Raw genomic sequence first — 22,910 nt, forward strand, 5'->3', positions numbered from 1 at the left:
AATTCTCAAAACAATTTTGAGGGCCGTTATGATTACGCTTCTAAATGCAGCTCCTGACACTGGAAACCAGGGTGTAAGCGCTCTTTGCCATTCAACGGTGGCAGGCCTGTCTTGCCGAGGCGCCTCGGCGATCACGGTTGCCGACCACGGGCGCGGCCTGCGGCAGGCAGATTGGGGCTATGCAACGGTTAATCTGGTTGGCCTTACCCATAACCGCCGTTTCTGGCGCGGAGACAACCTGCGTGCGGCGCATGCCTGGGCACGTGCCGGAGGAGGCTTGAATGCGCCTGCGCGCACAGTCGCAAGCTCCCGCGCGGTCCTGGACATATCCGGCGGCGACAGCTTCACGGATGTTTACGGCCCCAAGCGCTTCCGAGCCATGATACTTACTAAGCGCTTGGCGCTGGACGCCGGAGTGCCGCTCATTCTATTGCCGCAGAAGCTTGGGCCATTTTCTAATCCGGCCTTCAAATCGGAGGCGGTTGCCGTTCTGCGCGCGGCCTCTGCGGTCTGGGTACGGGATGCGCCAAGCTATGATTTCCTTCGCGATGCGCTGGGGGATGGCTTTGACCCGGAACGCCATCGTTTGGGTGTCGACGTTGCAGTCGCCTTGCCCTCGGTTCGGCCCAGCGGTCTTGAAACACTTGCAGAAAGCTGGCTGGACTCTTCAAGAGCCTTCCCGCTGGCAGGGCTGAATGTTTCCGGCCTTTTGTGCAATGACAGGGAAACAGCCAGCCGCCGCTTCGGTTTGAAAGATTTTCACACAGATCAAGCCGATGCACTGGCGCAAGCGTTGCTGAGAGTGCATCCCGGTCTTCGGCTGCTGCTGGTTCCGCATGTGCATCGCCCCGGCGGTGATGCGGAAAGTGACCTGGACGCTGCTCGGGCGTTGAAAACACGGCTCGGCGCTTTGGGCGCAGACAGGGTTCTCGTGCTGGAAGAACATCTGAATCCCATGGAATTGAAGTGGGTGCTGTCCCGGCTGGACTGGTTCGCCGGAGCACGGATGCACGCAACGATCGGGGCGTTTTCCTCCGGGGTGCCGACACTGGGTCTAGGCTACACAGATAAGGCTCAAGGGGTATTTGACGAGTGCGGCATTGGCGGAGAGGTTGTTGACTTGCGCACGTCAGACGCCCGGCAGGTTGCCGAGCGGGCTGCCGCTTCCTTTTCCAGCCGGGCCGCTCTGAAGCACGATCTGGCAGGCCGCATCGAAGGGGTCAAAGCCCGCGCCAGCCGTGAGATGAGCGTGATTGCCCGCCAGGCAGGCATTGCATGCTGAGCCCTGCGCGGGCTTCCTCCGGACAGCATTTGGTCTGGGTTGTGCCTGTCCTGGCTGAGGCAGCGGCGCTAGGCCGTTCTATGATCCTTGCATGGGTTCTGGGCCCGGGTGAACTGGGCCAGGCGATGATACTGGCGCTTACTGTCCGGCTTGCGGAAATGGCAAGCGACGTGGGGGTGGACCGCCTGATGCTGCAGGCCGGTGACGGCGGTACTCGCAGGTTCCAGGCAGAAATGCACGGCGTGACCATTGCAAGAGGGCTGATTGCTGCTCTCGTCCTGCTCGCGGCTGCGCCGATCCTGGCCGCGGTTTTCACGGGCGGCCCCGCACCGGCCGCCTTTGCATGGCTGGCAGCTGTTCCGGCGCTGCGCGGTTTGGCACATCTGGACTTTCGCCGCAGTGAACGCCTGCTCCGGTACAAGCCGATGGCACTGGTCGAAGGCGGTGCGACCATTGCGATGGCCGCCTGCGTGCTGCCTGCTGCAGTTCTTCTGGCAGATCACAGGGCTATGCCGGCTGTTTTGACTGTGCATGCTGCAGTTTATGCCGGCCTGTCCCACTTGGTTGCCGTACGGCCATACCAGGTGCGGTTCAAGGTCAGCGCCCTTCGCCGCGTCTGGCACTTTGGCGCTCCGCTGGTGTCCAATGCGATGCTGTTGTTTTTCACCTTCTATGCGGACCGTGTGATCGTCGCCAAAGCCTACGACTGGACCACGCTGGCGGTGTATGGCGTGGCTTTGCAACTTGCGCTGCTGCCAGCGCAGATCACCGGCCGGGCAGCAGCGTCTGCTGTCCTGCCGCGCCTTCGTATTGCAATCCGCCGCAATGCACTTGCCAAAGTGTGGCAGCCGGTTTTGACCCTGTACATCATTCTTGCGGCCGTCATGTCCTCGGGGTTTGCCTTTCTTGCCCCTGCTGTCATCGGGCTGCTTTACGGCGCCGGCTTCCAGCCTGATGGGGCGCTGGCGCTTGCCCTAGGGGCTGCGGCTGGGTTCCGTATTCTCAGGACACCCTACTCTCAGCTTGCCATTGCCGCCGGACGCACCGGCGACCCAGCACGTGCAAACCTGATACGCGCCCTGGCGCTCATCCCCGCAGCTGCAGTCGCGGCAGCCAGCTTCCCGCTCGCAGCCATTGCCGCTGCGGCGGCACTTGGGGAAGCCGGGGCAACCTGGCGCGCATACGTGCTTTCGCGCCCCACGTTCAGCAGTACAGGAAAACAGGAGGTTTACGCATGGGCACCGACCCGATAACCGCAATTGTTGCCGGCAATATGTGCACCGGCTGCGGAGCCTGCGCCGGGGCCTTCCCCAACGCGATCCGGATGATTGAGGATCCGGTGCATGGGCGGCGGCCGGTTGTCGAAGATACCGGCAAAGGGCGGCAGGCCGCGAAGTCAGCGCTGGCGGTTTGTGCGGGGGCGTCAAGCGACTGGTCGGGGTTGACGCTTGAAGATGGCGTCGACGCAGACTGGGGGCCTGTTCTGGGCGCCTGGGAGGCCTGGGCCAGCGATCCGGAAATGCGGCGCCAAGGGTCTTCTGGCGGGGCGGTGACAGCTTTGGCCGGCCATGCGCTGGCGGCGGGCACCGCTGACGGAGTGGCTCATATTGCGGCACGGCGGAATGATCCGCGTCTGAATGAAGCTGTGATCAGCACAAACCGTGAGGGGCTGATGCGGGGCGCAGGCTCGCGCTATGCCCAGGCAAGCCCGGCTGAAATGCTGGGCAAAATCGCCAGCCGCGACGGCCGGACCGTGTTCATTGGCAAACCATGCGATGTCGCGTCGGCGCACCAGGCGATGCGGTCATGGGCTGAGCTTTCAGATCAAATCCCGCTGACAATTTCGATTTTCTGCGCTGGTGCTCCGAACCTGGCAGCGACGGAGCGGCTTTTGGACAGGCTGGAGGTTCCCAAGGACGCGCAACTGGCGGACTTGCGTTACCGCGGGAATGGCTGGCCAGGTTTGATGCAGGCTGTCTGGAAGGACACCCAAGGCGTCCTGCATAAGAGCAAGAGCATCACCTATGCCGAAGGCTGGGGCAGGTACCTGCAATCGGCGCGCCGCTGGCGCTGCCGGATCTGCTCGGATCATACTGGAGCTTTTGCGGATATCTCGGTTGGTGATCCCTGGCACGACCCGCCATCCGGCGAACAGGACAAGGGGCGTTCGCTGATCGTTGCCAGAACCAGGCGGGGGCACGAGTTTATCGAGGCGGCCATACGGGCCCAAGCAATTGTTGCCGAGCCAAGACCCCGCGATGTAATCGCACGTGCCCAGCCCAATCTGAAGAACACGCATGGAGCAGTCTGGGGGCGCTCTCTGGCCATGCGGGCTGCGGGGTTGCGTGCTCCCAGGACTTTGGGCCAGCCGCTCTTTCCTTTGTGGATGGAGCTGTCTTTGAAACAGAAACTCCAGTCGGTCTTTGGCACCTGGAAACGCATATTGCGCGAGCGTTTGTGGCGCAAAGTGACGATCTCGGAAATCCGCGAATGAAGCTGGCGGCTCACCTTTCCGCAGGGCGGACGTCCAATCTGGATGTTCTGAGGCTGGTTCTGGCCGGTTGCGTTATCGTGAGCCATGCCTGGCCCCTGGCACTTGGTCCCGGTACGCCAGAGCCGCTGGAGCATCTCACGGGCCGTTCGCTTGGCGGTTGGGCTGTGCTTTTGTTCTTCTTTCTCTCCGGCCTGCTGGTTACCCGAAGCGCCGAACGCAGGACGATAGCGGCCTTTTGGCAGGCGCGCGCCAAGCGGATTTTCCCGGGGCTGGGAGTGGCCCTGCTGACCACTTTGGCACTGGCATGTGCCAGCGGTGCCGTGCCAACGGCGGAAGAGGCCGCCGTTTGGGGCCTGCGCGCCTTTACTCTGCTGTCGATAGAGCATCAGATCCCGGGGGCCTTTGCAGAAAACCCTTATCCCGGAACGGTGAATGGCCCGCTGTGGAGTTTGTTTCATGAAGTAGCGGCCTACGGGCTTTGTGCTCTGCTGGTTCTGTCCGGGCTGACCCGCCATGCGCTGGCTGTTGCAGGGCTGGCGCTTGCCGCCGGAGCCGCAACGTGGTGGAGCGGGCATTTTCCTGGACGGATTGCCGTGTTCGTACCCTTGTTCTACGCCTTTCTGCTGGGCATGGCCGTCTACCGCCTGCGCCATCGCATCGAGGTGAGACCTGCGCTTGCTGCCATTGCAGTCCTGGCCTCAGTGGTTCTGCCCGGAGCTTGGTCCACAGCGGCTGTCTGCCTGGCGGCGCTGGCCGCAGCACTGTGCCTGCCGCAGGTGAAACTGCACGCAGATTATTCCTACGGCCTATACATCTACGGCTGGCCGGTCGCGCAGTTTGCGATCTTCATGCTGCCGGGCACGGGGCCGGTTGCGCTGGCAATCCTCAGCCTAGCCGCAACACTTCCTTTCGCCGTTTTGAGCTGGCATCTCGTCGAAGCCCCAATGACGCCGCGCCGGCGCGTGCAGGTGTAGCCATGGCTGCCAATCTTGCATCATCGCGCGGGATCATGGGCGTTCCAGCTGCGATTGCGGTCTTTTTCCTGGCCGTCATGCTGCCAACCGCTGTTTCGCTTAACCTTGGAGGGCTGAGGCTTTCTGCCTACCGGGTTGTTCTGATTGTTCTCTTCCTTCCGATGCTTGTGCAGCTTCTGTCCGGACAACGGGGGCGGATAACAATTTTCGACATCCTGATCCTTTTGCACTGCATTTGGGCCGTCATAGCACTGATCAAATGGGGCGGGTTTGGGCAAGGAATTGAATCCGGCGGCATCTACTTTGTGGAATGCACCGGCGCCTACCTGGTCGGCCGCTTGTACATACGGTCCTACGAAGACTTTGCTGCGGTTGCACGCGCCTATGTTGCTGTTGTGGTTGCCATGCTCCTTTTCACGGTCCCCGAAGCACTGACCGGAATTCATATTCTTCACGACAGTATCTCAGGTGCCTTCGGCGGAGCGCGGGCACCTTTCATAGAACCGCGGATGGGGATCGAACGCACTTTCGGCCCCTTTGATCACCCGATCCTGTACGGGGTGTTTTGCGCCTCGGCCTTCTCGCTGGCTTACTTTGTGGTTGCTGAACGGAAATTCAGCGATCTGGGGGGCATGGCAAAGGTGCTTGGAGTTGGCCTCGCAACGTTCATGTCGGCATCGGGCGGGCCCTATCTGGTCCTGATGATGCAAGGGTTTGTCGCCATCTGGGAGCGTGCATTCAGCCGCGTGCAGGGGCGCTGGGCTGCCCTCTTTTCCCTGATGGCGCTGGCCTATGTTGCGATTGACCTGTTTTCGGCAAAAACGCCCTTCCACGTTTTCGTGAACAATTTCACCTTTTCCAAACAATCCGCCTACAACCGCATTCTGCTGTTCGAATACGGAACCGCGGAAGTTGGCAGGCATCCCGTTTTCGGGATTGGCCTGGGAGATTGGGAACGCCCAGCATGGATGTCAGACAGCATGGACAACTTCTGGCTGGTAACTGCGGTACGTTACGGTCTGCCGGCGTTCTTTCTGCTGGTTGGAATGCTGCTTGGCCTGATTTGGGCCGCCGGACGGCGCAAGGGCTTGCCTGCGGAATGGCGCCGGGCCCGGCATGCCTGGGCATTCACCCTGTTCGGGATCAGCGTTGCCGCGGCAACGGTCCATCTTTGGAACGCCTTGTTTGTCTTGTTCTTCTTTCTCATCGGTGCGGGCGCCTGGCTGCAGGATGCGCGCCCGGGAAAGAACCGGGTGCCGCTGCACCCGCGCCCTGCGGCCTGCAGAGTGCAGCCGCAGCGTTTGTTTTAACCCTTTGCAGGAAAGCCACCGCCATGGATCTCTCAATAGTTATTGTGAACTGGAACACCCGGGATCTGCTTCGGGATTGCCTGCAATCCGTTGAGGCGGGGAGGGCTTCCTTGAAGCTTGAAATCCTTGTTGTTGATAATGCGTCCAGCGATGCCTCTGCAGAAATGGTCCGGTCTGAGTTTCCCGGTGTCCACCTCATTGAAAACAGGAAGAACCTTGGCTTTGCCGCCGGGAACAATGTTGCCCTGCGGCGGGCGAAGGGCCGGATTGTCATGCTTCTGAACACCGACACGCTGGTGCATGGCGGCGTACTGGCTGAAGCGGTTGCTTGGATGGATGCACATCCGGACACAGGTGTGATCGGCCCAAGGGTTCTGAATTCGGACGGCTCAGTCCAGCCGTCCTGCAGCGCGTTCCCCTCCTTGAAGCACCTGACGATGCAGGCGTTGGGCCTGACCAGAATTGCGCGGTGGGACAGCTACAGGATGACGGGTTGGGACCGTTCGTCTGAGCTGAATGTCGACGTGATTTCGGGCGCAGCAATGTTCGTCCGCCGCAAGGCAATTGAAGAAGTCGGGCTGCTGGACGAGACGTTCTTCTTCTATGGGGAGGAAACCGATTGGTGCCACCGGTTTGCCAGTGCAGGCTGGAGGCTTGTCTTTGTTCCGATACCTGAAGTTACGCATTTTGGCGGCGGGGCCGTTGGCAAGCTCAATCACAGGCGGGATGTCATGATGACTGAAGGCACAACCCGGCTGCACCGGAAGCACGGCGGGCTGGCGGCGGGAATGCTCTGCTTTGCCATCCTGTGCTTTCACAATCTGTCCAGAGCTCTGCTTTGGTCTGTTTTAGCCCTCGCAAACCGAAAGGGAGCCAAGAGCCGGGCCCGCCATTTCCTATCCGTTGCCGCTGACCTGCCCAAAGCCTGGCCATCCGGCAAGCAACTGGCGGTGCAGGCATGAGGGTTCTGCTGATTGCTCCGAATATTGACGTCTCTGATGTGGGAGAAGCCTATGTTGCCTTCAAATGGGCCCAGGCATTGTCCGCCCTCACTGACCTGACTGTTTTGACCTTTCAAAGACCTGGACGGCAAAGGGTGGCGGCTCAATTGCCCGGCGCAAGGGTTGTGACCTGGCCCGAACCATCCTGGGCTGTCAGCCATGAGCGTTTGAATGCCATGCTCAAACCTGCCTGGCCTGTTTTCTCGCATCAGGTAAGAAAGTGGATTGCGGCGGCTGCCAGCGCAGGCGAACGCTTTGACATCGCCCATCAGCTGATGCCGCAAGCCGCCCGCTACGCATCGCCGCTGCGCCATTTCAGCATACCGTACATCATCGGTCCGCTAGGGGGCGCGCTCGACACACCGGCGGCCTTTCAAGCAGAAGCTGCCAGCGCGCCTTTGTTTACCCGTCTCCGGAAACTCGATGCGTTTCGCTTCCGCAATGACCCCTGGCTGCGCGCAAGCTACGCCCGGGCTGCCTGTGTGCTGGGTGTCGCCCCATATGTGCAGAATGTTCTGGGAGATGTTCCGTTGAAGCGGTTCGAGCCTGTTCTCGAACTTGGAATAGATGATGTGGAGCCGGAACGGACCCGGGATCAGGCACGGGGCCGGCTTCGGCTGCTGCATGTGGGGCGCGCGGTGCGGACCAAAGGGCTGCGGGACGCGGTGCGGGCGCTTGCGCATCTGAGTGATCTGCCAGGCGTCACCTTGACCAGCGCAGGTGCAGGAGAAGAGCTGGATGTGTGCCGCGCGGAAGCTGACCGGCTAGGGGTTGCCGGCCGCGTCCGGTTTATGGGTAAGATTTCGAGGGAAGAGGTTGAGCACCTGTACACCACGCATGATGTTTTTTGCTTCCCTTCCTTTCGGGAGCCGGCAGGCGGTGTTCTTTATGAAGCGATGCGCCATGGTCTGCCTGTAATAGCTGCAGACAGAGGCGGTCCAGGCTGGATCGTGAATGATGGCTGCGGGATCCGGATTCCGGTTACGGCACCGCATGAGTTTGCTGCTGATATCGCCTCAGCCGTGAGGCGCCTTGCCGTCTCGCCATCACTCCGCAACAGGCTTGGTGCCAGCGCTAGAAAGAAGGTTTTTCTTGAAGGCCGCTGGGCGTCGAAGGCCACCCGGTTAGTCTGCCTTTATAAAGACGTACTGGCGCAGCAAAAAGAGGAAGACGGTATCCAAGAGTATAGGTGAGCCTCGTCCAATTACTCGGCGAGGATTCTTTTTACAATTTAAATCAATTAGTTATCAAGTGCTACGATGAGCCCAAGATCGCAATGGAAGCTTGGGAGCACCGAAATGCCTAGACATGATCACTCGCCTCCGGTTGTCCTCGCAGTCTCGTCAGGCGGAGGCCACTGGGTTCAATTGCAGCACCTTTCACCGGCATTCGAAGGTGCTGAGGTGCACTATGCAACTACCGACGCTTCGGCTGCCGAAAACTCAGCTGCAGACCACGTTCATGTTTATCCGGACGCCAACAAGGACACCCCGCTCCGTTTGATTGCCTGTGTTCTTCGCTTGGCCTGGCTGGTTTTGCGCATTCGTCCGGATGCGGTGGTTTCAACCGGCGCGGCAGGCGGTTTTGTCGCCATCCGGCTGGCCCGGATGCTTGGCGCACGGACGATGTTTATCGACTCGATTGCTAACGCCCGGGAGCTGTCGATTTCCGCACGTCTCTCCTTGGGAGTTGCTGACCGCGTGCTGTCCCAGTGGCCTCAGGTCGCCGCAAAGACCGGCGCAGAATACCGGGGTGCCCTGATCTGAAAACCTTCAATTGATTGAGGTTTCAACGATGATTTTTGCTACTGTAGGCACACAGCTGCCATTCGACCGGATGCTAACAAGCCTGGACAATTGGGCCGCTCACAATCCGGGCATCCCGGTATTCGCCCAGACAGGTGACAGCCCCGGGTCATTTCCTCATCTCGACACAGTTGCCAGCCTTAGCCAGGTCGAATTCCAAACCCGCTTCGAAAGGGCACGGCTGGTCGTGGCACATGCGGGCATGGGTACCATTCTGTCCGCGGCTGAGGTCGGCAAGCCGCTGATCCTGATGCCCCGGCGGATGAAATTCAAAGAGCATCGCACCGATCACCAGCAGGACACTGCAAACGAGATGGCAAGGCTGTCCAATGTGACCGTCGTGCAGGATGGCCAAACCCTCTGCAAAGAGCTGGACCGGGCATTGGCCAGTGGCTTCCAATTGCCTCCAGCCGCTGCCTCCCAGGAATCAGCAGATCTGGAGGAACTCCTCGGCGCGATCCAGGATTTTGTCTGGGACCGGCCGGTTCAGCAGGCATCAACTAAGCCCGCTGATCAAAGCGGTGCCGCATGATGAAAGCGACGATCCTGATTCCGGCGTACAATGAGGAAACGGTAATAGCCCGAACCCTTTGGTATCTTTCCAAAGGTCTCCCGCTCAGCGACTTCCGTGTCATTGTGATCGCCAACGGATGTTCAGATGCGACAGCGGCCCGGGCGCGTGCCGTCATGCCGCAAGCAGAAGTCATTGAGACAGACCGCTGCGGCAAATGCCATGCTTTGAACCTTGGATTCGAAGCTTCCTGCAAGTCAGCCCCGGTCATATGCCTTGATGCAGATCTGGATGTGACTTCGGAGTCACTGACAGCCCTTCTAGCTCCGCTCGAACACGGAAATGCACTGGCGTCTTGCGGCAAGATGGAAGTCGTTACTTCTGAATCCTCCGCCGCCGTGCGCACCTTCTATCAAGGATGGCGCTCAAACCCTTACTTCAGCCAGGGAAAATTCGGAGGTTTGTTTGCCCTGTCGCCGGCAGGGGCCGCACGTGTATTCCCGCTGCCCGAAGTCATTGCAGATGACGAGTACATCCGAAGAAGTTTCCGGCAGGAAGAAACTGCCTTTGCAGCGGAATGCAGTTTTCAGGCACGTGCGCCCTCCAGCCTGCCGGATTTGATCCGAGTCAGGCGGCGCAGCATCAGAGGGGCGCGGCAGGTGACGAGGCTGGGCCAGCCCAGCCCGGAGCGGGGAAGCACCAAGGAAATGCTGCATCGCGCCCTGGTCTCCCGCCCGGACACTCTCCCGATTGCATTCTTTCTGCTTGTTATGACCTGGGTGCGGGTGTGCCTGATGCTGGAAGGGCAGAACTCCTGCCACCTATGGGAGCGCGATCATTCCTCGCGCGCGGCCGGGTGACCGTATGGCGATAGCCGCATCAGCCCGCACACAGGGGCATCAGCAGCAACATCTGGCAGCCGCAGAGACCGAAGCCTCAGAACCTAATCCGGTCCATGGGCTGATCCGCATCATGAGGGGGCGCTGGAAACACACCATAGGCAAGGCAATGCTGTTCGGGCCCGTTTTGGCGGCTGCGGGCTACATGTCCGGCGTCCGGCTGTATGAATCACAAGCCATCCTCCGGGTGTTTCCGCAGGAATCCAACATTTTGTACGCCACGGGCGACGGGTCGGTTCTGAAAACCTTCGACAGTTTTGTTAAGGCTGAAACCACCTATGTCGCATCGCCGCCTGTCATGCTGCGTGCCGCCCATTCCCTTGCGACGGACAATCCGGGCCCGGCGGGTTCCATCAGTGTTTCCGACCTTTCCGGCTCTATCGAGATCAAGCGGTCCGACAGCTTGATTGTGCTCAAAACCAAAAGCCGGCTTGCCGAGTTTGCGCAGAGCAAGCTGGATGCTGTCGTTGCAGCATATCTCGAACTGAAAACCGAGGCTGAAACCGCCCGGTCCGAAGTCCGCCTGTCAGAGCTCCGTGCACGGGAGGAAGAGCTTGCGCTTCGCCTCACAAGGCTGCGGGTAACACAGCTCGAAGTCGGCGGAGAGTTCGGCAGAAATGCGATTACCAAGGCGCACATCGAAAAACTGGCCAAAATCGATGGGCTTGCTGCGCGCAAATCCGAAGTTGCAGCAACAATTGCCGCGTTGGAAGCCCGGACCGGCGGTGCCTCTGCAGACACTTCCGACGAAGAGATCATGCGGGCTACGCTCTTGGACCGGGCAATGGCCGATCTCAACTTCGAGCGTGCCAAGCTGATGAGCGAACTGGCCGGGCTGCAAGCCGGCTACAACGGCCAAAGCAACATGCGCTTCCAGTTGAAGGAAGAAGCGCTGCTGGATGAGATCGCGGTCATCGAAACGGCGCTGGCCGACCGGCGCGAACAAATCAAAGTCCTGGGCCAGACCGGCGCTCTGACCAATGCTTCGGCAGAAGGAAACGACACCAGCATCACCGAAATTCGCAGTTTGTTTTCGAAGGTTGAAAGCCAGCTGGAATCCGCCCGGCTTGAGGCCCGCGACTTGAACCGGCGTCGCATCGAGTTGGACCAGGTTGAGCACGACATCAATGAAGCTCAGGACTTGCTGGCGGAAACGCGCCGCGCGCTAGAGGTGATCAGGCTGGAATCCGGGCGTTCTCTTCCTGGTTACGCAGTACTGATGTCGCCCGCTTCCATGCCTGCGGATCCGGTAAGCGACAGCCGCAAGATGCTGGCCGCATCAGGTTTTGCCGGAGGGGTAGGCCTGGCCCTGGTTATGTCCCTCATCCTTGGCTTCAAGGATGGCCGCCTGCGGTTTGCAGAAAGCTTGCTGCCTGTTGAGCATCGTTTGCCGGTTCTGCAAGTGTCCCCCGCCGGAGATACAGACCGGCACGCCGCGGATTTACTTCGCAACGAGTTGCAGCTGCACCCGCTTCGCAAACCACGCCTGGTTGGCAAAGCTCCGGTTATCGCTGTGACCCGGGCCGGGTCCGGGCCGACCATCGAATTAGCCCGTGCACTTGCTGAAAGCTATGCGCGGGCAGGCATGAGCACGCTGATTATTGAAGCGGACATCGCGGAAACGTCGCAATCCGCTTCCGCCAACCGCTGGCGCAGCTTCTTGTCCGGAGACTTCGCAGACATCGACGTGGTGAAGGGCGAAGCAGGTGTGTGGGAACTGCCGGACGGGCCAAAGAACAATCTGAACGACACGACCATTTCAGCACCAATGGTGCGCGAAGCCATTGGGGTGCTCGCACGTTCGGTCGACATCGTGATGGTTTCGGCCGGAAGTCTGAACGATCGCCTGTCCAGCCAATTTGTTCTGTCCGCGTCAGATGTGGGCGTGCTGGCCATGGTGCCTTCAGATCCCAAAGACCTGGTTTTCGCTCAGATCGACCGGCTGGACGGCCTGCCCCGTCATGGCGGGGTGGCCGTCATGCGCAATGCCTTGCCCGGAGATCCTTGGCTGGCCGTTCGCACGTGAAATGGATGCCTAATCGGAGATTGCCAATGACGATGTTATCTATCGAGACCCCGAAGCAAACCCGCGGCTGGATTGCGGTCAACTCGAAGCGTCTTTTTGATCTCGTCCTCTCGTTGCTAATCCTGGCGATGATCTGGCCGCTGATTGTACTGAGCGCTGCAGCTGTCGCGCTGACATCCCGTGGTCCAGTTTTTTTTGTGCAGCGCCGGGTTGGGTTGGATGGGAAGCCGTTCAAAATGATCAAGTTCCGGTCCATGCTGCAGAATGCAGAAGATCTAAGAGACCGGATTGCGCACCAGAGCGACCGCGAAGGGTTGTGCATAAAGATCAAGAACGACCCTCGGACCACTCGCGTTGGCAGGTTTCTCCGCCGCTGGTCCCTGGATGAACTGCCGCAGCTGTTCAATGTCATCAGAGGTGACATGTCTCTGGTCGGACCGCGCCCCGCTCTGGTTGAGGAAGTTGACGAATATCCCGAACGGGCGCATCTCCGCCACCGTGTACAGCCTGGCATCACGGGGCTCTGGCAGGTCTCAGGCCGCGCGGAAATCGGCTTCGAGGAGATGATCGATTTGGATCTGGCCTATGTCCGCAATTGCACACTCAGAACAGACCTTGTCATTTTGTTTCGGACTTTTCGCGCCGTTTTGGATGGGAGAGGCGCCTATTGATTTGCGCGCCCGTTGCCGCAGACGGCAATTCGCTGGCCACAACATCCGCACATACCACTGACTTTGCCGAAAACCGCACTTTCGGCGCCGGCAATATGTTGAACAATCAGGGGGAGAAATGAGCATGACCAACCTGCTGCAGGATACGGACGAGAGACTCACGTTTGGGCAATACACTGTCTCGGATCATTGGGAGGGGGAAGTCGGCGAAGGCGGCTCACCGGTTTTAACGACAACGGTCGAAACGATTGAGGGCATCCCTTACGAGCTGGAATTCAACTTGGCAGCCAATTTGTCGGCCAACGTTGAAACCGTTACGATCGAGGTTGTATTTGGTGGCGAAAGCATCGGGAGTTTTGTTCACGAGGGCGGGGTTTTCGAAACATACACCTTCGATTTGACAGGCACTGGTCAGCCTACCGAGCTTGAATTCAGGATTCTGGACGCTTCCTCGGATGCAGACGGATTGCTGGATACCTCCGGTGTTATCCCCTCTTACGAAAAGACGGTGAACTTCCTAGGCCGCGAGGTGACGGTTGACGCCTTCGCACCAGGCCAAAATTTCATCTACCAGGTATTGAATGGGCAGCTCGTCAAATTCGATCTGGAAACAAACAGCTATACCGAAACCGAGACATCTGCTGCAGTCAATGTGAACGCCATTGGCTATTCCAGCGAGTTCGATCTGATCTATGGTCTGGCCAGATCTGACGGGACCGACGCCCGTGGGCACGCGATCGCAAGAAATGATGTCATCGCAATGGACGCCACCGGTGCCACCTACAAGGTGTCTTCAGGCATCATGGGTTCCTACATTGGCGACGTTGACGACCAAGGCAATCTGTGGACTTTCAGCGGCAACCTGACCACCGCGGTTGTGTACGACTTGTCGGAAACCGGACCGGACGGAGCGCTTCAATCCCAGGTCATTCAGATGCCTGCGCTGGGCATTCCAACCCGCGGGCTTGCAGACCTTGCGTACGATGCGGGCACCCAAACTTTCTTTGGCGTTGCGCATGGCGGGTCAAACGGCGCTGAAGGGATTTTGGTGTCCATCGACATCTCCGAAGTGAGTCTGGGCGGTGACCCGAAAGTGACAACCCAGACCCTTGCTGGAACAATTGTGGATGGCGAAGTGAAGCCCGGCATTCCAGCAAGTGCTTATGGCGCGACCATCGTGGATGCCGATGGCAACGTCTATGCCGGGGCGAACAACACGGATCATGATCTGGACAGCACAACGCCAAATGCCGGCGGGTTTTACCGGATCACCGCCGGTGAAGATGGCGCGCTCTACATGGAGCTCCTGGCGCAAGCGCCAAAGGTCTACAGCAACGATGGTGCCATGGATACGCGGGGTGTGGATCCGTTCCTTGGCATTGATACCACGTCGACCGTTCTGCTGCGGGCGCCGGTGCTGTCGGTTGCAGTGGCTGAAGATGATACACTGAAGCTTGCCGCAAAGGGCACCGCAATGACGGTTGACCTGTTCGCGAACGACGAGGTGACTGAGGGTGGAACTCTGACATTGACCCATATTGACGGGGCCGCGGTCAGTACCGGTGACATCTTCACTTTGGCAAATGGAGAAACAGCTACCTACCTCGGCAACGGGCTGCTTGAGATTACGCCCGGCAGTGAACCGCGCGATGTCACCGCCGAGATCTCCTATACTGTTGAAAGCGACGCGGGGATTTCGGACACCGCCACGCTGACGATTGAGACCTCTCCCGTGCAGGGCACGGCCGGAAATGACCACATGGTCGGATTCACGGATTTGGACGGCACCCAGATCGACAGGGCGGACGGGCCGGATGACGTGATCCTGGGATATGGCGGCAATGACAAGATTTTCGCCGGCGACGGCGCCGACGATATCTATGGCGGTTCGGGCAATGATTTCATCCGTGCGCAATCCGGAGATGACATAATCTACGGTGAGGCAGGCCGCGACGTGCTTGATGGGGGGACCGGCGCTGATGTGATGTACGGAGGCACAGGCAATGACATCTACTTCGTGGATCACACAGATGATGTGGTGTCCGAAGCCGGAGGGGATGGCACCGATACCGTGAAGTCAAAAGTCAGCTACACGCTTGATGGCGGGGTGGAAAACCTATGGCTTCAAAAGGGCTCGGATGCGGTGAACGGCACCGGCAATGCGCTGCGCAACATGATTGTGGGCAATGGGCTGGATAACTCAATCGATGGCAGGTCTGGCAACGACAATTTGATTGCAGGCGCTGGCAACGACACTGTTTATGGCGGCGAAGGACACGACAAGCTGCATGGCAATGACGGTGCCGATGTACTTTACGGCCAGTCCGGAAACGACAAGCTGCATGGCGGCGACGGGGCCGATACGGCCGATGGCGGCGAGGGCAACGATACATTGTGCCCCGGTCTTGGCGACGACGTCATGTACGGCGGTGCGGGCAATGACCTGCTGTCAGGCAATGCCGGCGCCGATACCGCTTACGGCGGGGCCGGAAACGACACCTATAAAGTTTCAGATGCCTTCGACACAATCGTCGAATTCGACGGCGAAGGCCATGATGTTGTGCATGCCAAAGCGGATGTGGCGCTGTCAGAGAACGTGGAGGATGTATTCCTGTTCGGCAGTGGTGACTACAGCGCAACGGGAAATGCGGGTGCAAACCGCATGCTGGGCAATTCAGGCAGCAATTCATTGTCAGGAATGGCAGGGAACGACCACATTAACGGACGTCAGGGGAACGACAGTGTTCACGGTGGTGCCGGAATGGACAAGCTGCACGGCGGCACTGGCAACGATGAGCTGTCCGGAGGCGCTGGGTCTGACACTATCAGCGGTGAAGAGGGCGCGGATCGGCTTTCTGGCGGAGGTGGCAATGACGTCCTTTACGGAGGCGCGGGAGCCGACATCTTTGAGTTCCGCAATGGTGACGGGCAGGACGTGATCGGTGATTTCGATGTGACCGTCGATGTCATCCGTTTGGCAGGTGTCAGCTCTGAAGACGTGAGCTGGCATTCGGGAACCCAAGGTTTGAGCCTGTTGTACGGGTCTGGAGACGAAATCCAGTTCAGCGGCCTAACGCTCGACGCCTCGGCAGAGATAGCAATAACTTTTTTCGACGGCTAACTGCAAAGGAGACCTGCTCTGCCTAGAGGCACAGCTTGTCTGGCGGAGCCCACAGATCCGAGGTTCAGGACGCATCGGTTCCGGTAGCGCTGCACGAGGCAGCGATTGAAAACGAGCGGTGCCGCGAGCGGTCTTTTCTGGCCGAGCAGAGCGCAGATGCCGAGGCTGCGGATCGTCTTCATTGGTGCCACGCTTTGGCAGGCAGGCATCTTAGCTTGCCGCAGGGCCGTGACGCTTTCACCTGTCTTTTGCCCGCAACAGAGGCAATAGATCACCTCGTCTAACGCAACGGGATCAAGCGTTTGCTGCTGTGCGGAAAAGAAGCTCTTTCGCCTGCCCTTCGACCCAGCTGGCAAACAGTTTTGCTTTTGGCTGGGCACCTGAATTCACCTGCAGAAAGTAACCCCGGTTGGAGCGGATCGATTGCGTTCCCACATGGACCAGCCGCCCCTGGTCAAAGAATGTGCCGATGAAAGGCAGAAAGCCGATCGCAATTCCCCGCCTGTATGCTGCAGCTTCGAGAACCATGTGAGGCTCTTCCAGAACCTCGCCGCGTTCTGCAAAATCTGTTGGAGCCCCTATCGTTGACAGCCAGTGACGCCAGGTTGAGCGATCGCGGTAGTGGATGGGCGGCAGTGCGCCCTCCCAGAAGTTGCCGCTGGTTTGCACCCCGGGCGCCGCAACCGGAATGGCCTTAGTATCAAACAGCAGCGCTGCACAGGCTGGAGGGCTATCCAGTTCGGCCCAGATGATCGAGGCGTCCGCCAGACGGGCTTCAGGCAGTCCGATCACGTGGATCAGATCCACCCGCAGACCGGGATGCTGCGCCTCAAATGCGCCGATCCGGGGCAGCAGCCATTGCGACGACAGATAAGGCCCGACCGAGATCCGCAGCACCTCCCGTGTTGTCAGTTTCCCGGTGATCTCTTTGAGTTCATTCCAGATCACTGCTGTGGCGCGTGCCAGCTCGGCACCATCCTGGGTGAGCCTGACTTCGCGCACACGCCGCTCAAACAGCCGTTTCCCAATGGCACCCTCCAGCGCCGTGATACGGTGGCTGACGGCCGAGGGGGTCACGTTCAGGGCCTGGGCTGCACGGGAAAAACTCAGGCTTTCGGCAGCATGATGAAAATAGACCAGAGCGCCGAGATAGGAGGGGTCTTTGGGGTCGGGCAGCATGCGGGCACCATATATGAGCTAAGCTCAATTATCTTGTGTTGAATTGGAATTTGTCAAATGTATCTGCCGGGGACCTTATGGCGGGCAGGAAACCCGCGAGGAACAGTCCAATGCCATCGGCACGCAACAGCATCCGCTCCGCCGCCATCGAAAACGGCCTCCTGACCGCGATCTGGGAAGACGGCCATCAAAGCCGGTTTCATCCCATCTGGCTGAGGCACCAATGCTGGTGCCCGGAGTGCGGCACGCCGGAGACCGGTGTGCGCAGCATCCGGCTGCACCATATCGACGAAGGGATATCCATCGAGAGTGCGGCGGTCGAGGGTAACAGCGTTCAGGTGATCTGGCCGGACGGGCACCGGTCCGAATATGCAGCGCGCTGGCTGCGCAATCACTGCTACTCGGATGCCGAGCGTGCCCGCAGGCGTGTGCAGCCTGTCCTATGGGACAGCACGCTCAGAACCGACCTGCCGGTCGGGTCGCTGGCTGAGGCAGAGGCGGATCCGGCAGCCCGTTTGAAAATTCTCGAAAAGGTACGGGATTACGGTTTCTGCAAGATCGTGGATGCTCCGGCCGGCAAGGCGGAAAGCCAGCGGATGATCCGGCTGGCCGGGGCGCAGCGGCAGACCCATTACGGCACCTACACGCTGAAAAAGAAGGCGACCGTGACCAATGTGGGCGACACCACCGGCCCGCTGGACCCGCATGTGGATGAACCCTACCGCTATGCCGCGATCGGGATCACCGTGTTTCAGGTTCTTCGCCCCAGTTCAAACGGCGGTGCCTCAACCCTGGTGGACGGGTTCGAAGCCGTCCGGCGCCTGAAGCAGCAATGGCCTGAGGATTTCAGCCTGCTGTGCAATACGCCGGTGACATGCCAGCGCTTCGATCCTGGCGATAACAGCCACGGCAACATGCGCTGGTACAAGTCCCATTTGCCGGTCATCCGGCTGGACGACCGGGGCGAGGTTTGCGGGGTGCGGATGAACGAGCGGCAGATTTCGCCTCTGGATGTGCCAGGCGATCAGGTTGTGCCGGTCTATCGCGCGCTGAAAAGGCTGTTTGAATTGCTGTACAGCGACGATCTGCGCCTAACCTTGGATCTGAAGGCCGGGGAGGGGCTGCTGTTCGACAATCAGAGGCTGCTGCATGGGCGGACCGGCTTTGCGCCGGAGACGCCGCCGCGGGCTGTGCTGACGTCTTCGGTCGATCTGGATGATTTCCACTCCAGCATGCGCCTGCTGCAAAGGGAGCTGGACCCGGACGCTATGCATCTGGTGCTGCAGCAAGGGATGGCAGGATGAGCCGCCCGTTCAAAGTGCTGGCCCTTGGCGGCGATCACATCGGGCCAGAGGTTGTGGCCAGCGGGCTAGCGGTGCTGCGCCATGCCGCTGAGCAATTTGGCGTAGCGGTCGAGATTGAGGAGGATCTTCTGGGCGGCGCGTCCTGGGATGTGCATGGCACCTTCTGCACGGATGCGGTTGTGGCCAAGGCCCGGGCAGCGGATGCCATTCTGGTTGGAGCGGTCGGCGGGCCGGAATGGGATGGCATCCGGATCGACGGCCCGATCACGGAAAGTGATGGCCTGACCCGTCTGCGGATCGAGCTGGACGTGTACAATGCCCTGCGCCCTGCGCGGGCATGGCCGGCGCTTGTGGCGCAGACGCCCTATCGGCAGGATGTCGTGGACGGAGCTGACTTGCTGGTTGTGCGGGAAAACTCGGGCGGCATCTACTATGGCGAACCCCGCGGGCGCGAGGTGCTGAGCGACGGCCAGATCCGGGGCTTTGAAATCAGCGAGTACCGCACGGGAGAAATCGAACGCATCGCCCGCTGCGCTTTCGAGGCAGCGCGCGGTCGGCGTGGGCATGTTGCGTCGCTGGACAAATCGAACGTGATGGAGAGCGGCAAGCTCTGGCGCGAAACGGTGGAGCGGGTCGGGCGCGACGAGTACCCGGACGTCGAATTACGCCATCTGCTGATGGATTATGCGCTCTTTGCCGTCGCCCGCGCGCCGCGGGACTTTGATGTGCTGCTGGCTGACAACCTGTTCGGGGATCTCATCTCGGACTTGATCGCGGTGGTCTCCGGGTCGCTGGGCATGCTGCCGTCGGCGACCTTGCCTGCTGCTGCAAGGCCGGGACATCCCGTCAAGGGCGGGCTGTACGAGCCAACACATGGCAGCGCGCCGGATATCTCCGGGCAGGGCATCGCCAACCCGATCGGTGCGATCTTGTCAGTTGCGATGATGTTTGAGCATGGTTTCGGACAGCCTTTGGCTGCCCGTGCTATCGAACAGGCAGTAGACGGGGCTTTGAATGCCGGGCAGCTGCCGCCGGACCTGGGGGGAGCGGCTGATACAGCCACTGTCACGCAAATGGTTCTGCACAACTTGAGTTCGAACACATGATGGTTGCGTTCGGGTAGTTGGAGAGTGGCCGGAAAACGTATTGCTGATCCACTGGTGTGGGCAGCGCGCTTGTTTTCAAAGTCTGCACACGTCTGAGGCCAGGTTGATACTGAAGGCGTCAAGCGCGCGTCCTAAGGACTGAATAGGACGTGCGAGGCACCGCTGTTTACTGAGTGGCTGCCGCTCCGGAGCAGCACAGAGCCCAAGGAATTTTGATCCGGCAAAGCAATGGAGCCAGTTTTCCGGGCAGTGGCCTTTTGATGCCCGATGGCGGCGATTAGGCCTCACTTTCTACAATTTTTGCAATCACCTCAACATGTTCAATGGTGAGCGGTTTGTTGATGAATTTCCTAACGACGCTGAACTTTTCCGCACGCTCCCGGTCTCTGGGGTCTATTGATGTTGTCAGCATGACAACAACGGCTTTGGCAAATGCTGGCCCAAGTTCCGCAGTTGCCGCTTCGAGAAATTCGAAACCGTTCATGCGGGGCATGTTGATGTCCAGGAGAATGAGATCGATCTCCTCGCGATCCTCTTTTTTCAGGTAAGCGAGGGCCTCATCAGCATACTGAAAGGAGATCTGGTCCCGGACCATTCCGGATCTTTTCAGAACCCGGCGGTACATCATTTGATCGGCTTGCTCGTCGTCGATCAGCATCACCGTTCCAATGCAAGGTTCGTCAGTCATTTCCTGCCCCATTGATGACTAGTGAGAAGGTGGAGCCCCGGCCAGGGGCTGATTCAATTTCCATGGCGCCGTTGTGGTTCCTGGCGATGCGCGCGCATAACGTCAGGCCCAGACCGGATCCGGGATAGGCGTCATAGGTGTGCAGGCGCTGGAACAGCGCAAAAATCTGTTGGTGAAACTCAGGCGCTATGCCGATACCGTCGTCAGAGACTGAAATGCTCATTTTGCCGTTCCCGAGGTTGCGGGTGCAAAACACCGAGATCTGCGCCGGCTGTTCAGGGGTGCGGAACTTGCATGCATTGGACAGCAAATTCCGGAACAGCATCTGCAGTTGAAACGCGTTTCCGTGGATGACTGGCAGGTCACCAACCGTCAGCCGGGCATCGTGCTCCATCATGTCTGCCTTCAGGTCTGCGGCAAGGTTCAGGAAAAGCGCACCCAGGTCGACCGGCTCGATAATAAAGTCGGCTTCGACTGTCCTGGAATAGTTCAGAACATCTTCGATCAGCTGGCTCATCCTGTCGGTAGTCTGCAGAGAGAGATCGATCAACTCCATGCCGCTGGAATCCAGCACGCCGCCGTATTCGCCGGCCAGTTCCTTGATCAGCATGCCAACCGTGTTAACGGGAGATTTCAGGTCATGCGAAATTGCGTAGGTGAACTCTGCCTGCTCTTTGTTCGTGTGCTGCAGCTGCTCATTGGCCTGCTCCAGATCAGCTGCTTTGCTGGCAAGTTCCGCAGTCCGCTCGCGCACCTGAATGTCGAGCCTGTCACGCTGGCGTTTCAGTTCGTCCGTCAGTTCGCGGAGCCTGTTTTCCGTTCCCCGCCGTTTGAGGTTTTCCGTTTGCAGAGACTGAACCGTGCTTTGGTAGCCACGCAGCGCCATATCGTAGACTGCAATCACCTCGAGAAAGAATTGCTCCAGCCGCTCCAGCCGCTCAGCCGGGTTGTCGGGGGCTTCCAGCAGCTCATGCAGGGCAACGTGATGCATGCCGCTGATCTCTGCCAGAGAGATGCCTTCCCGTAATGCGTCCCGCGCCAGATCATAAGCCAGAACCAGCCGTGTCTCCTGGCCGAACTCGGCAAAATCCGCCAGGGCGGCAAAGTAACGTTTAGTGATGTCCGCGTGCTGGGCTCTGTTCATCGGACCCGCCCCATGGAAATTGCAAGGACGATAGAATCGTCACGCGGGTGGGCAAACCGGTCCATAACGTCAGCCGCCGTCCGATCTGCAGAAGCGCCAGCTCTGACATGCGCGCGGTAAGCCCGCTTGACCCCGTCGCTCGTCATAACAATCAGGTCATCAGGCTGCATGACATGATCGGATGGGTGCAGCCGAGGCAGGCTCACTCCCAGAACACCTCCCCTTTGTATCAGGGTTTCATTAGGCTGGTCCTCGGCTGCACGTACCAGCAATCCGTCGACGTCTCCAACAGCTGCCCAGGAAAACCTGCTGCTCTGCACGTCAATCAAGATCATGCCCAATGCAGCGCCCCGGCTGCCTTTCAGGACTCTGTGGCACTGTGTGAAACCGTCTTGCAGCCCAAGCTCTCCCTGGCTGCCCAATACCGCCAGGCAGGTTTCAGTTACAGCTGCGGCAGGCTTGCCGCTGCCGCTGCCGTCTGCAACTGCAAACAGCACGCTCCGGGTGTTGCGGCTGATCAGATAACCGTCGCCCGAGGCCTGGCCGGCCTGTTTCGTCTTGTGCGCCACCGACCAATTCAGCTGCCGGTCCGATCCCGGCAGAGGTATGTGCCCGCTCGTCATCTGTGCTTCCACTTGATGATGGTCACGGTCACACCCTTGCCTGGCGTGCTTTGGATATCGAACTCATCGACGATCCGCTTGGTTCCGGGCAGGCCGAGCCCCAGGCTGCGGCCCGTCGAAAACCCGTCGGTCATTGCGGCCTCGATGTCGTCAATGCCGGGGCCTCTGTCGGACACCACCACATGAAGGCCCGTATCCCGGCCGTCCGAAACCGGCTGCGCGTCTACCGTGCCATGGGACGCGTAGTTCACGATGTTTCTGGCCAGTTCGGAAATCGCCGTGGCAATCAGCGCCTGATCCGGCTTGCTGAAGCCAAGGGCCATTGCCATCTGGCGCCCCATCTGACGGGCCAGGACGACGTCCCCGTCGTGCTGAACGCTTTGCTGTTGCGCCGTTACGGTTTCAGCCGCCTTCATCGGGCTGCGCCATTCAGTTCGGCGATGCCGGCATCCAAATCCAGCATCGTCGGGACCGTCTCAAGAGTCAGGCCCAGCAGCACCATCGACAGGGCCACCTCCGGCTGGATGCCGACAATTACCATTTTTGCACCGCGCAATTGAACCGCACTGGCGATTTCAGCCAGTGTTCTGGTTCCGAAACTGTCGATCACATCCAAAGCGCCGACGTCTATGATAACGCCGTCAGCCTGGCGTTTGACCACTTCGTCCAGAATGCGGGATTGCAGGTTCAGGATATCACTGTCGCTCAGTTCTTCCTGAATCGAGGCTATTAAGTGGCTGCCCTGGCGCAGAATGGGGACGCGGACTGCCAT

21 protein-coding genes are annotated in these 22,910 nt (G+C 59.6%); 15 read left to right on the top strand and 6 right to left on the bottom strand.

Annotated elements, in window-relative coordinates; all coding sequences use genetic code 11:
• Positions 1 to 28 precede the first annotated feature (28 nt).
• From RA20_RS11465 to RA20_RS24660, 13 genes are all read left to right on the top strand, one after another.
• On the top strand, positions 29 to 1,282 hold the full coding sequence (locus RA20_RS11465) for a polysaccharide pyruvyl transferase family protein (protein WP_082017995.1): 1,254 nt from the start codon (positions 29 to 31) through the stop codon (positions 1,280 to 1,282).
• Positions 1,283 to 1,362: 80 nt separating this feature from the next.
• Positions 1,363 to 2,535: an oligosaccharide flippase family protein gene (locus tag RA20_RS11470; protein WP_193748827.1), complete on the top strand. Its 1,173-nt coding sequence runs from the start codon at positions 1,363 to 1,365 to the stop codon at positions 2,533 to 2,535.
• Complete coding sequence (locus RA20_RS11475; RefSeq protein WP_052248967.1) at positions 2,517 to 3,776, top strand: Coenzyme F420 hydrogenase/dehydrogenase, beta subunit C-terminal domain; 1,260 nt, start codon at positions 2,517 to 2,519, stop codon at positions 3,774 to 3,776. Before RA20_RS11470 ends, RA20_RS11475 begins: the two co-directional genes overlap by 19 nt.
• Positions 3,773 to 4,750, top strand: a complete 978-nt coding sequence (locus RA20_RS11480; RefSeq protein ID WP_039128464.1) for an acyltransferase family protein — start codon at positions 3,773 to 3,775, stop codon at positions 4,748 to 4,750. The genes RA20_RS11475 and RA20_RS11480 overlap by 4 nt, the downstream gene beginning before the upstream one ends.
• 2 nt (positions 4,751 to 4,752) lie before the next feature.
• Positions 4,753 to 6,060: an O-antigen ligase family protein gene (locus RA20_RS25965; protein WP_039128467.1), complete on the top strand. Its 1,308-nt coding sequence runs from the start codon at positions 4,753 to 4,755 to the stop codon at positions 6,058 to 6,060.
• 23 nt (positions 6,061 to 6,083) lie between these two features.
• Complete coding sequence (locus RA20_RS11490) at positions 6,084 to 7,022, top strand: glycosyltransferase family 2 protein (protein ID WP_039128469.1); 939 nt, start codon at positions 6,084 to 6,086, stop codon at positions 7,020 to 7,022.
• Positions 7,019 to 8,254, top strand: a complete 1,236-nt coding sequence (locus RA20_RS11495; RefSeq protein WP_039128471.1) for a glycosyltransferase family 4 protein — start codon at positions 7,019 to 7,021, stop codon at positions 8,252 to 8,254. Before RA20_RS11490 ends, RA20_RS11495 begins: the two co-directional genes overlap by 4 nt.
• A gap of 105 nt (positions 8,255 to 8,359) precedes the next feature.
• Positions 8,360 to 8,827 carry a hypothetical protein gene (locus RA20_RS11500; protein ID WP_039128474.1) on the top strand — a complete coding sequence of 156 codons (468 nt, stop codon included), beginning with the start codon at positions 8,360 to 8,362 and terminating at the stop codon, positions 8,825 to 8,827.
• Positions 8,828 to 8,837: 10 nt separating this feature from the next.
• On the top strand, positions 8,838 to 9,398 hold the full coding sequence (locus RA20_RS11505; protein ID WP_152618491.1) for a glycosyltransferase: 561 nt from the start codon (positions 8,838 to 8,840) through the stop codon (positions 9,396 to 9,398).
• Positions 9,395 to 10,237, top strand: a complete 843-nt coding sequence (locus RA20_RS24655; protein WP_052248971.1) for a glycosyltransferase — start codon at positions 9,395 to 9,397, stop codon at positions 10,235 to 10,237. Before RA20_RS11505 ends, RA20_RS24655 begins: the two co-directional genes overlap by 4 nt.
• A 4-nt stretch (positions 10,238 to 10,241) precedes the next feature.
• Positions 10,242 to 12,302, top strand: coding sequence for a hypothetical protein (locus RA20_RS11515; RefSeq protein ID WP_152618492.1), 2,061 nt, complete (start codon positions 10,242 to 10,244; stop codon positions 12,300 to 12,302).
• A gap of 26 nt (positions 12,303 to 12,328) precedes the next feature.
• Complete coding sequence (locus tag RA20_RS11520) at positions 12,329 to 12,973, top strand: sugar transferase (protein ID WP_052248972.1); 645 nt, start codon at positions 12,329 to 12,331, stop codon at positions 12,971 to 12,973.
• A 124-nt stretch (positions 12,974 to 13,097) separates the two neighbouring features.
• Complete coding sequence (locus RA20_RS24660) at positions 13,098 to 16,094, top strand: calcium-binding protein (protein ID WP_052248973.1); 2,997 nt, start codon at positions 13,098 to 13,100, stop codon at positions 16,092 to 16,094.
• A 294-nt stretch (positions 16,095 to 16,388) separates the two neighbouring features.
• On the opposite strand, the gene RA20_RS24665 is transcribed toward RA20_RS24660, so the two are convergent.
• On the bottom strand, positions 16,389 to 17,273 hold the full coding sequence (locus RA20_RS24665; RefSeq protein WP_052248974.1) for a LysR family transcriptional regulator: 885 nt from the start codon (positions 17,271 to 17,273) through the stop codon (positions 16,389 to 16,391).
• A 110-nt stretch (positions 17,274 to 17,383) separates the two neighbouring features.
• Here RA20_RS24665 and RA20_RS11535 point away from each other — a divergent pair, with 110 nt between their 5' ends.
• Both RA20_RS11535 and leuB read left to right on the top strand, forming a co-directional pair.
• Positions 17,384 to 18,577, top strand: a complete 1,194-nt coding sequence (locus tag RA20_RS11535) for a TauD/TfdA family dioxygenase (RefSeq protein ID WP_039128479.1) — start codon at positions 17,384 to 17,386, stop codon at positions 18,575 to 18,577.
• Positions 18,574 to 19,683: a 3-isopropylmalate dehydrogenase gene (gene leuB / locus RA20_RS11540; RefSeq protein WP_039128482.1), complete on the top strand. Its 1,110-nt coding sequence runs from the start codon at positions 18,574 to 18,576 to the stop codon at positions 19,681 to 19,683. The genes RA20_RS11535 and leuB overlap by 4 nt, the downstream gene beginning before the upstream one ends.
• 277 nt (positions 19,684 to 19,960) lie before the next feature.
• Here the strand turns inward: leuB and RA20_RS11545 are convergent, their stop codons facing one another.
• From RA20_RS11545 to RA20_RS11565, 5 genes are read right to left on the bottom strand one after another with little or no spacing between them, the layout of a single operon-like run.
• On the bottom strand, positions 19,961 to 20,371 hold the full coding sequence (locus RA20_RS11545; protein WP_241482244.1) for a response regulator: 411 nt from the start codon (positions 20,369 to 20,371) through the stop codon (positions 19,961 to 19,963).
• Positions 20,364 to 21,515, bottom strand: a complete 1,152-nt coding sequence (locus RA20_RS11550) for a sensor histidine kinase (protein WP_039128485.1) — start codon at positions 21,513 to 21,515, stop codon at positions 20,364 to 20,366. The genes RA20_RS11545 and RA20_RS11550 overlap by 8 nt, the downstream gene beginning before the upstream one ends.
• Entirely contained in the window at positions 21,512 to 22,138 is a 627-nt protein-coding gene (locus tag RA20_RS11555; RefSeq protein WP_039128487.1) for a SpoIIE family protein phosphatase, read from the bottom strand. The genes RA20_RS11550 and RA20_RS11555 overlap by 4 nt, the downstream gene beginning before the upstream one ends.
• Entirely contained in the window at positions 22,135 to 22,554 is a 420-nt protein-coding gene (locus RA20_RS11560) for an anti-sigma regulatory factor (protein ID WP_039128489.1), read from the bottom strand. The genes RA20_RS11555 and RA20_RS11560 overlap by 4 nt, the downstream gene beginning before the upstream one ends.
• Complete coding sequence (locus RA20_RS11565) at positions 22,551 to 22,910, bottom strand: STAS domain-containing protein (RefSeq protein ID WP_039128492.1); 360 nt, start codon at positions 22,908 to 22,910, stop codon at positions 22,551 to 22,553. The genes RA20_RS11560 and RA20_RS11565 overlap by 4 nt, the downstream gene beginning before the upstream one ends.

Source organism: Leisingera sp. ANG-Vp (assembly GCF_000813725.1).
Classification (GTDB): Bacteria; Pseudomonadota; Alphaproteobacteria; order Rhodobacterales; family Rhodobacteraceae; genus Leisingera.

Excerpts from the sequence above, each read along its gene's own strand:
- RA20_RS11475 (WP_052248967.1), top strand. The coding sequence starts at position 2,517 with ATGGGCACCGACCCGATAACCGCAATTGTTGCCGGCAATATGTGCACC.
- RA20_RS11480 (WP_039128464.1), top strand. The coding sequence starts at position 3,773 with ATGAAGCTGGCGGCTCACCTTTCCGCAGGGCGGACGTCCAATCTGGAT.
- leuB (WP_039128482.1), top strand. The coding sequence starts at position 18,574 with ATGAGCCGCCCGTTCAAAGTGCTGGCCCTTGGCGGCGATCACATCGGG.
- RA20_RS11470 (WP_193748827.1), top strand. The coding sequence starts at position 1,363 with ATGATCCTTGCATGGGTTCTGGGCCCGGGTGAACTGGGCCAGGCGATG.
- RA20_RS11560 (WP_039128489.1), bottom strand. The coding sequence starts at position 22,554 with ATGAAGGCGGCTGAAACCGTAACGGCGCAACAGCAAAGCGTTCAGCAC.
- RA20_RS11555 (WP_039128487.1), bottom strand. The coding sequence starts at position 22,138 with ATGACGAGCGGGCACATACCTCTGCCGGGATCGGACCGGCAGCTGAAT.
- RA20_RS11535 (WP_039128479.1), top strand. The coding sequence starts at position 17,384 with ATGCCATCGGCACGCAACAGCATCCGCTCCGCCGCCATCGAAAACGGC.
- RA20_RS24665 (WP_052248974.1), bottom strand. The coding sequence starts at position 17,273 with ATGCTGCCCGACCCCAAAGACCCCTCCTATCTCGGCGCTCTGGTCTAT.
- RA20_RS11490 (WP_039128469.1), top strand. The coding sequence starts at position 6,084 with ATGGATCTCTCAATAGTTATTGTGAACTGGAACACCCGGGATCTGCTT.
- RA20_RS11550 (WP_039128485.1), bottom strand. The coding sequence starts at position 21,515 with ATGAACAGAGCCCAGCACGCGGACATCACTAAACGTTACTTTGCCGCC.
- RA20_RS11515 (WP_152618492.1), top strand. The coding sequence starts at position 10,242 with ATGGCGATAGCCGCATCAGCCCGCACACAGGGGCATCAGCAGCAACAT.
- RA20_RS24660 (WP_052248973.1), top strand. The coding sequence starts at position 13,098 with ATGACCAACCTGCTGCAGGATACGGACGAGAGACTCACGTTTGGGCAA.
- RA20_RS11545 (WP_241482244.1), bottom strand. The coding sequence starts at position 20,371 with ATGACTGACGAACCTTGCATTGGAACGGTGATGCTGATCGACGACGAG.
- RA20_RS11465 (WP_082017995.1), top strand. The coding sequence starts at position 29 with ATGATTACGCTTCTAAATGCAGCTCCTGACACTGGAAACCAGGGTGTA.
- RA20_RS25965 (WP_039128467.1), top strand. The coding sequence starts at position 4,753 with ATGGCTGCCAATCTTGCATCATCGCGCGGGATCATGGGCGTTCCAGCT.
- RA20_RS24655 (WP_052248971.1), top strand. The coding sequence starts at position 9,395 with ATGATGAAAGCGACGATCCTGATTCCGGCGTACAATGAGGAAACGGTA.
- RA20_RS11565 (WP_039128492.1), bottom strand. The coding sequence starts at position 22,910 with ATGGCAGTCCGCGTCCCCATTCTGCGCCAGGGCAGCCACTTAATAGCC.
- RA20_RS11495 (WP_039128471.1), top strand. The coding sequence starts at position 7,019 with ATGAGGGTTCTGCTGATTGCTCCGAATATTGACGTCTCTGATGTGGGA.
- RA20_RS11520 (WP_052248972.1), top strand. The coding sequence starts at position 12,329 with ATGACGATGTTATCTATCGAGACCCCGAAGCAAACCCGCGGCTGGATT.
- RA20_RS11500 (WP_039128474.1), top strand. The coding sequence starts at position 8,360 with ATGCCTAGACATGATCACTCGCCTCCGGTTGTCCTCGCAGTCTCGTCA.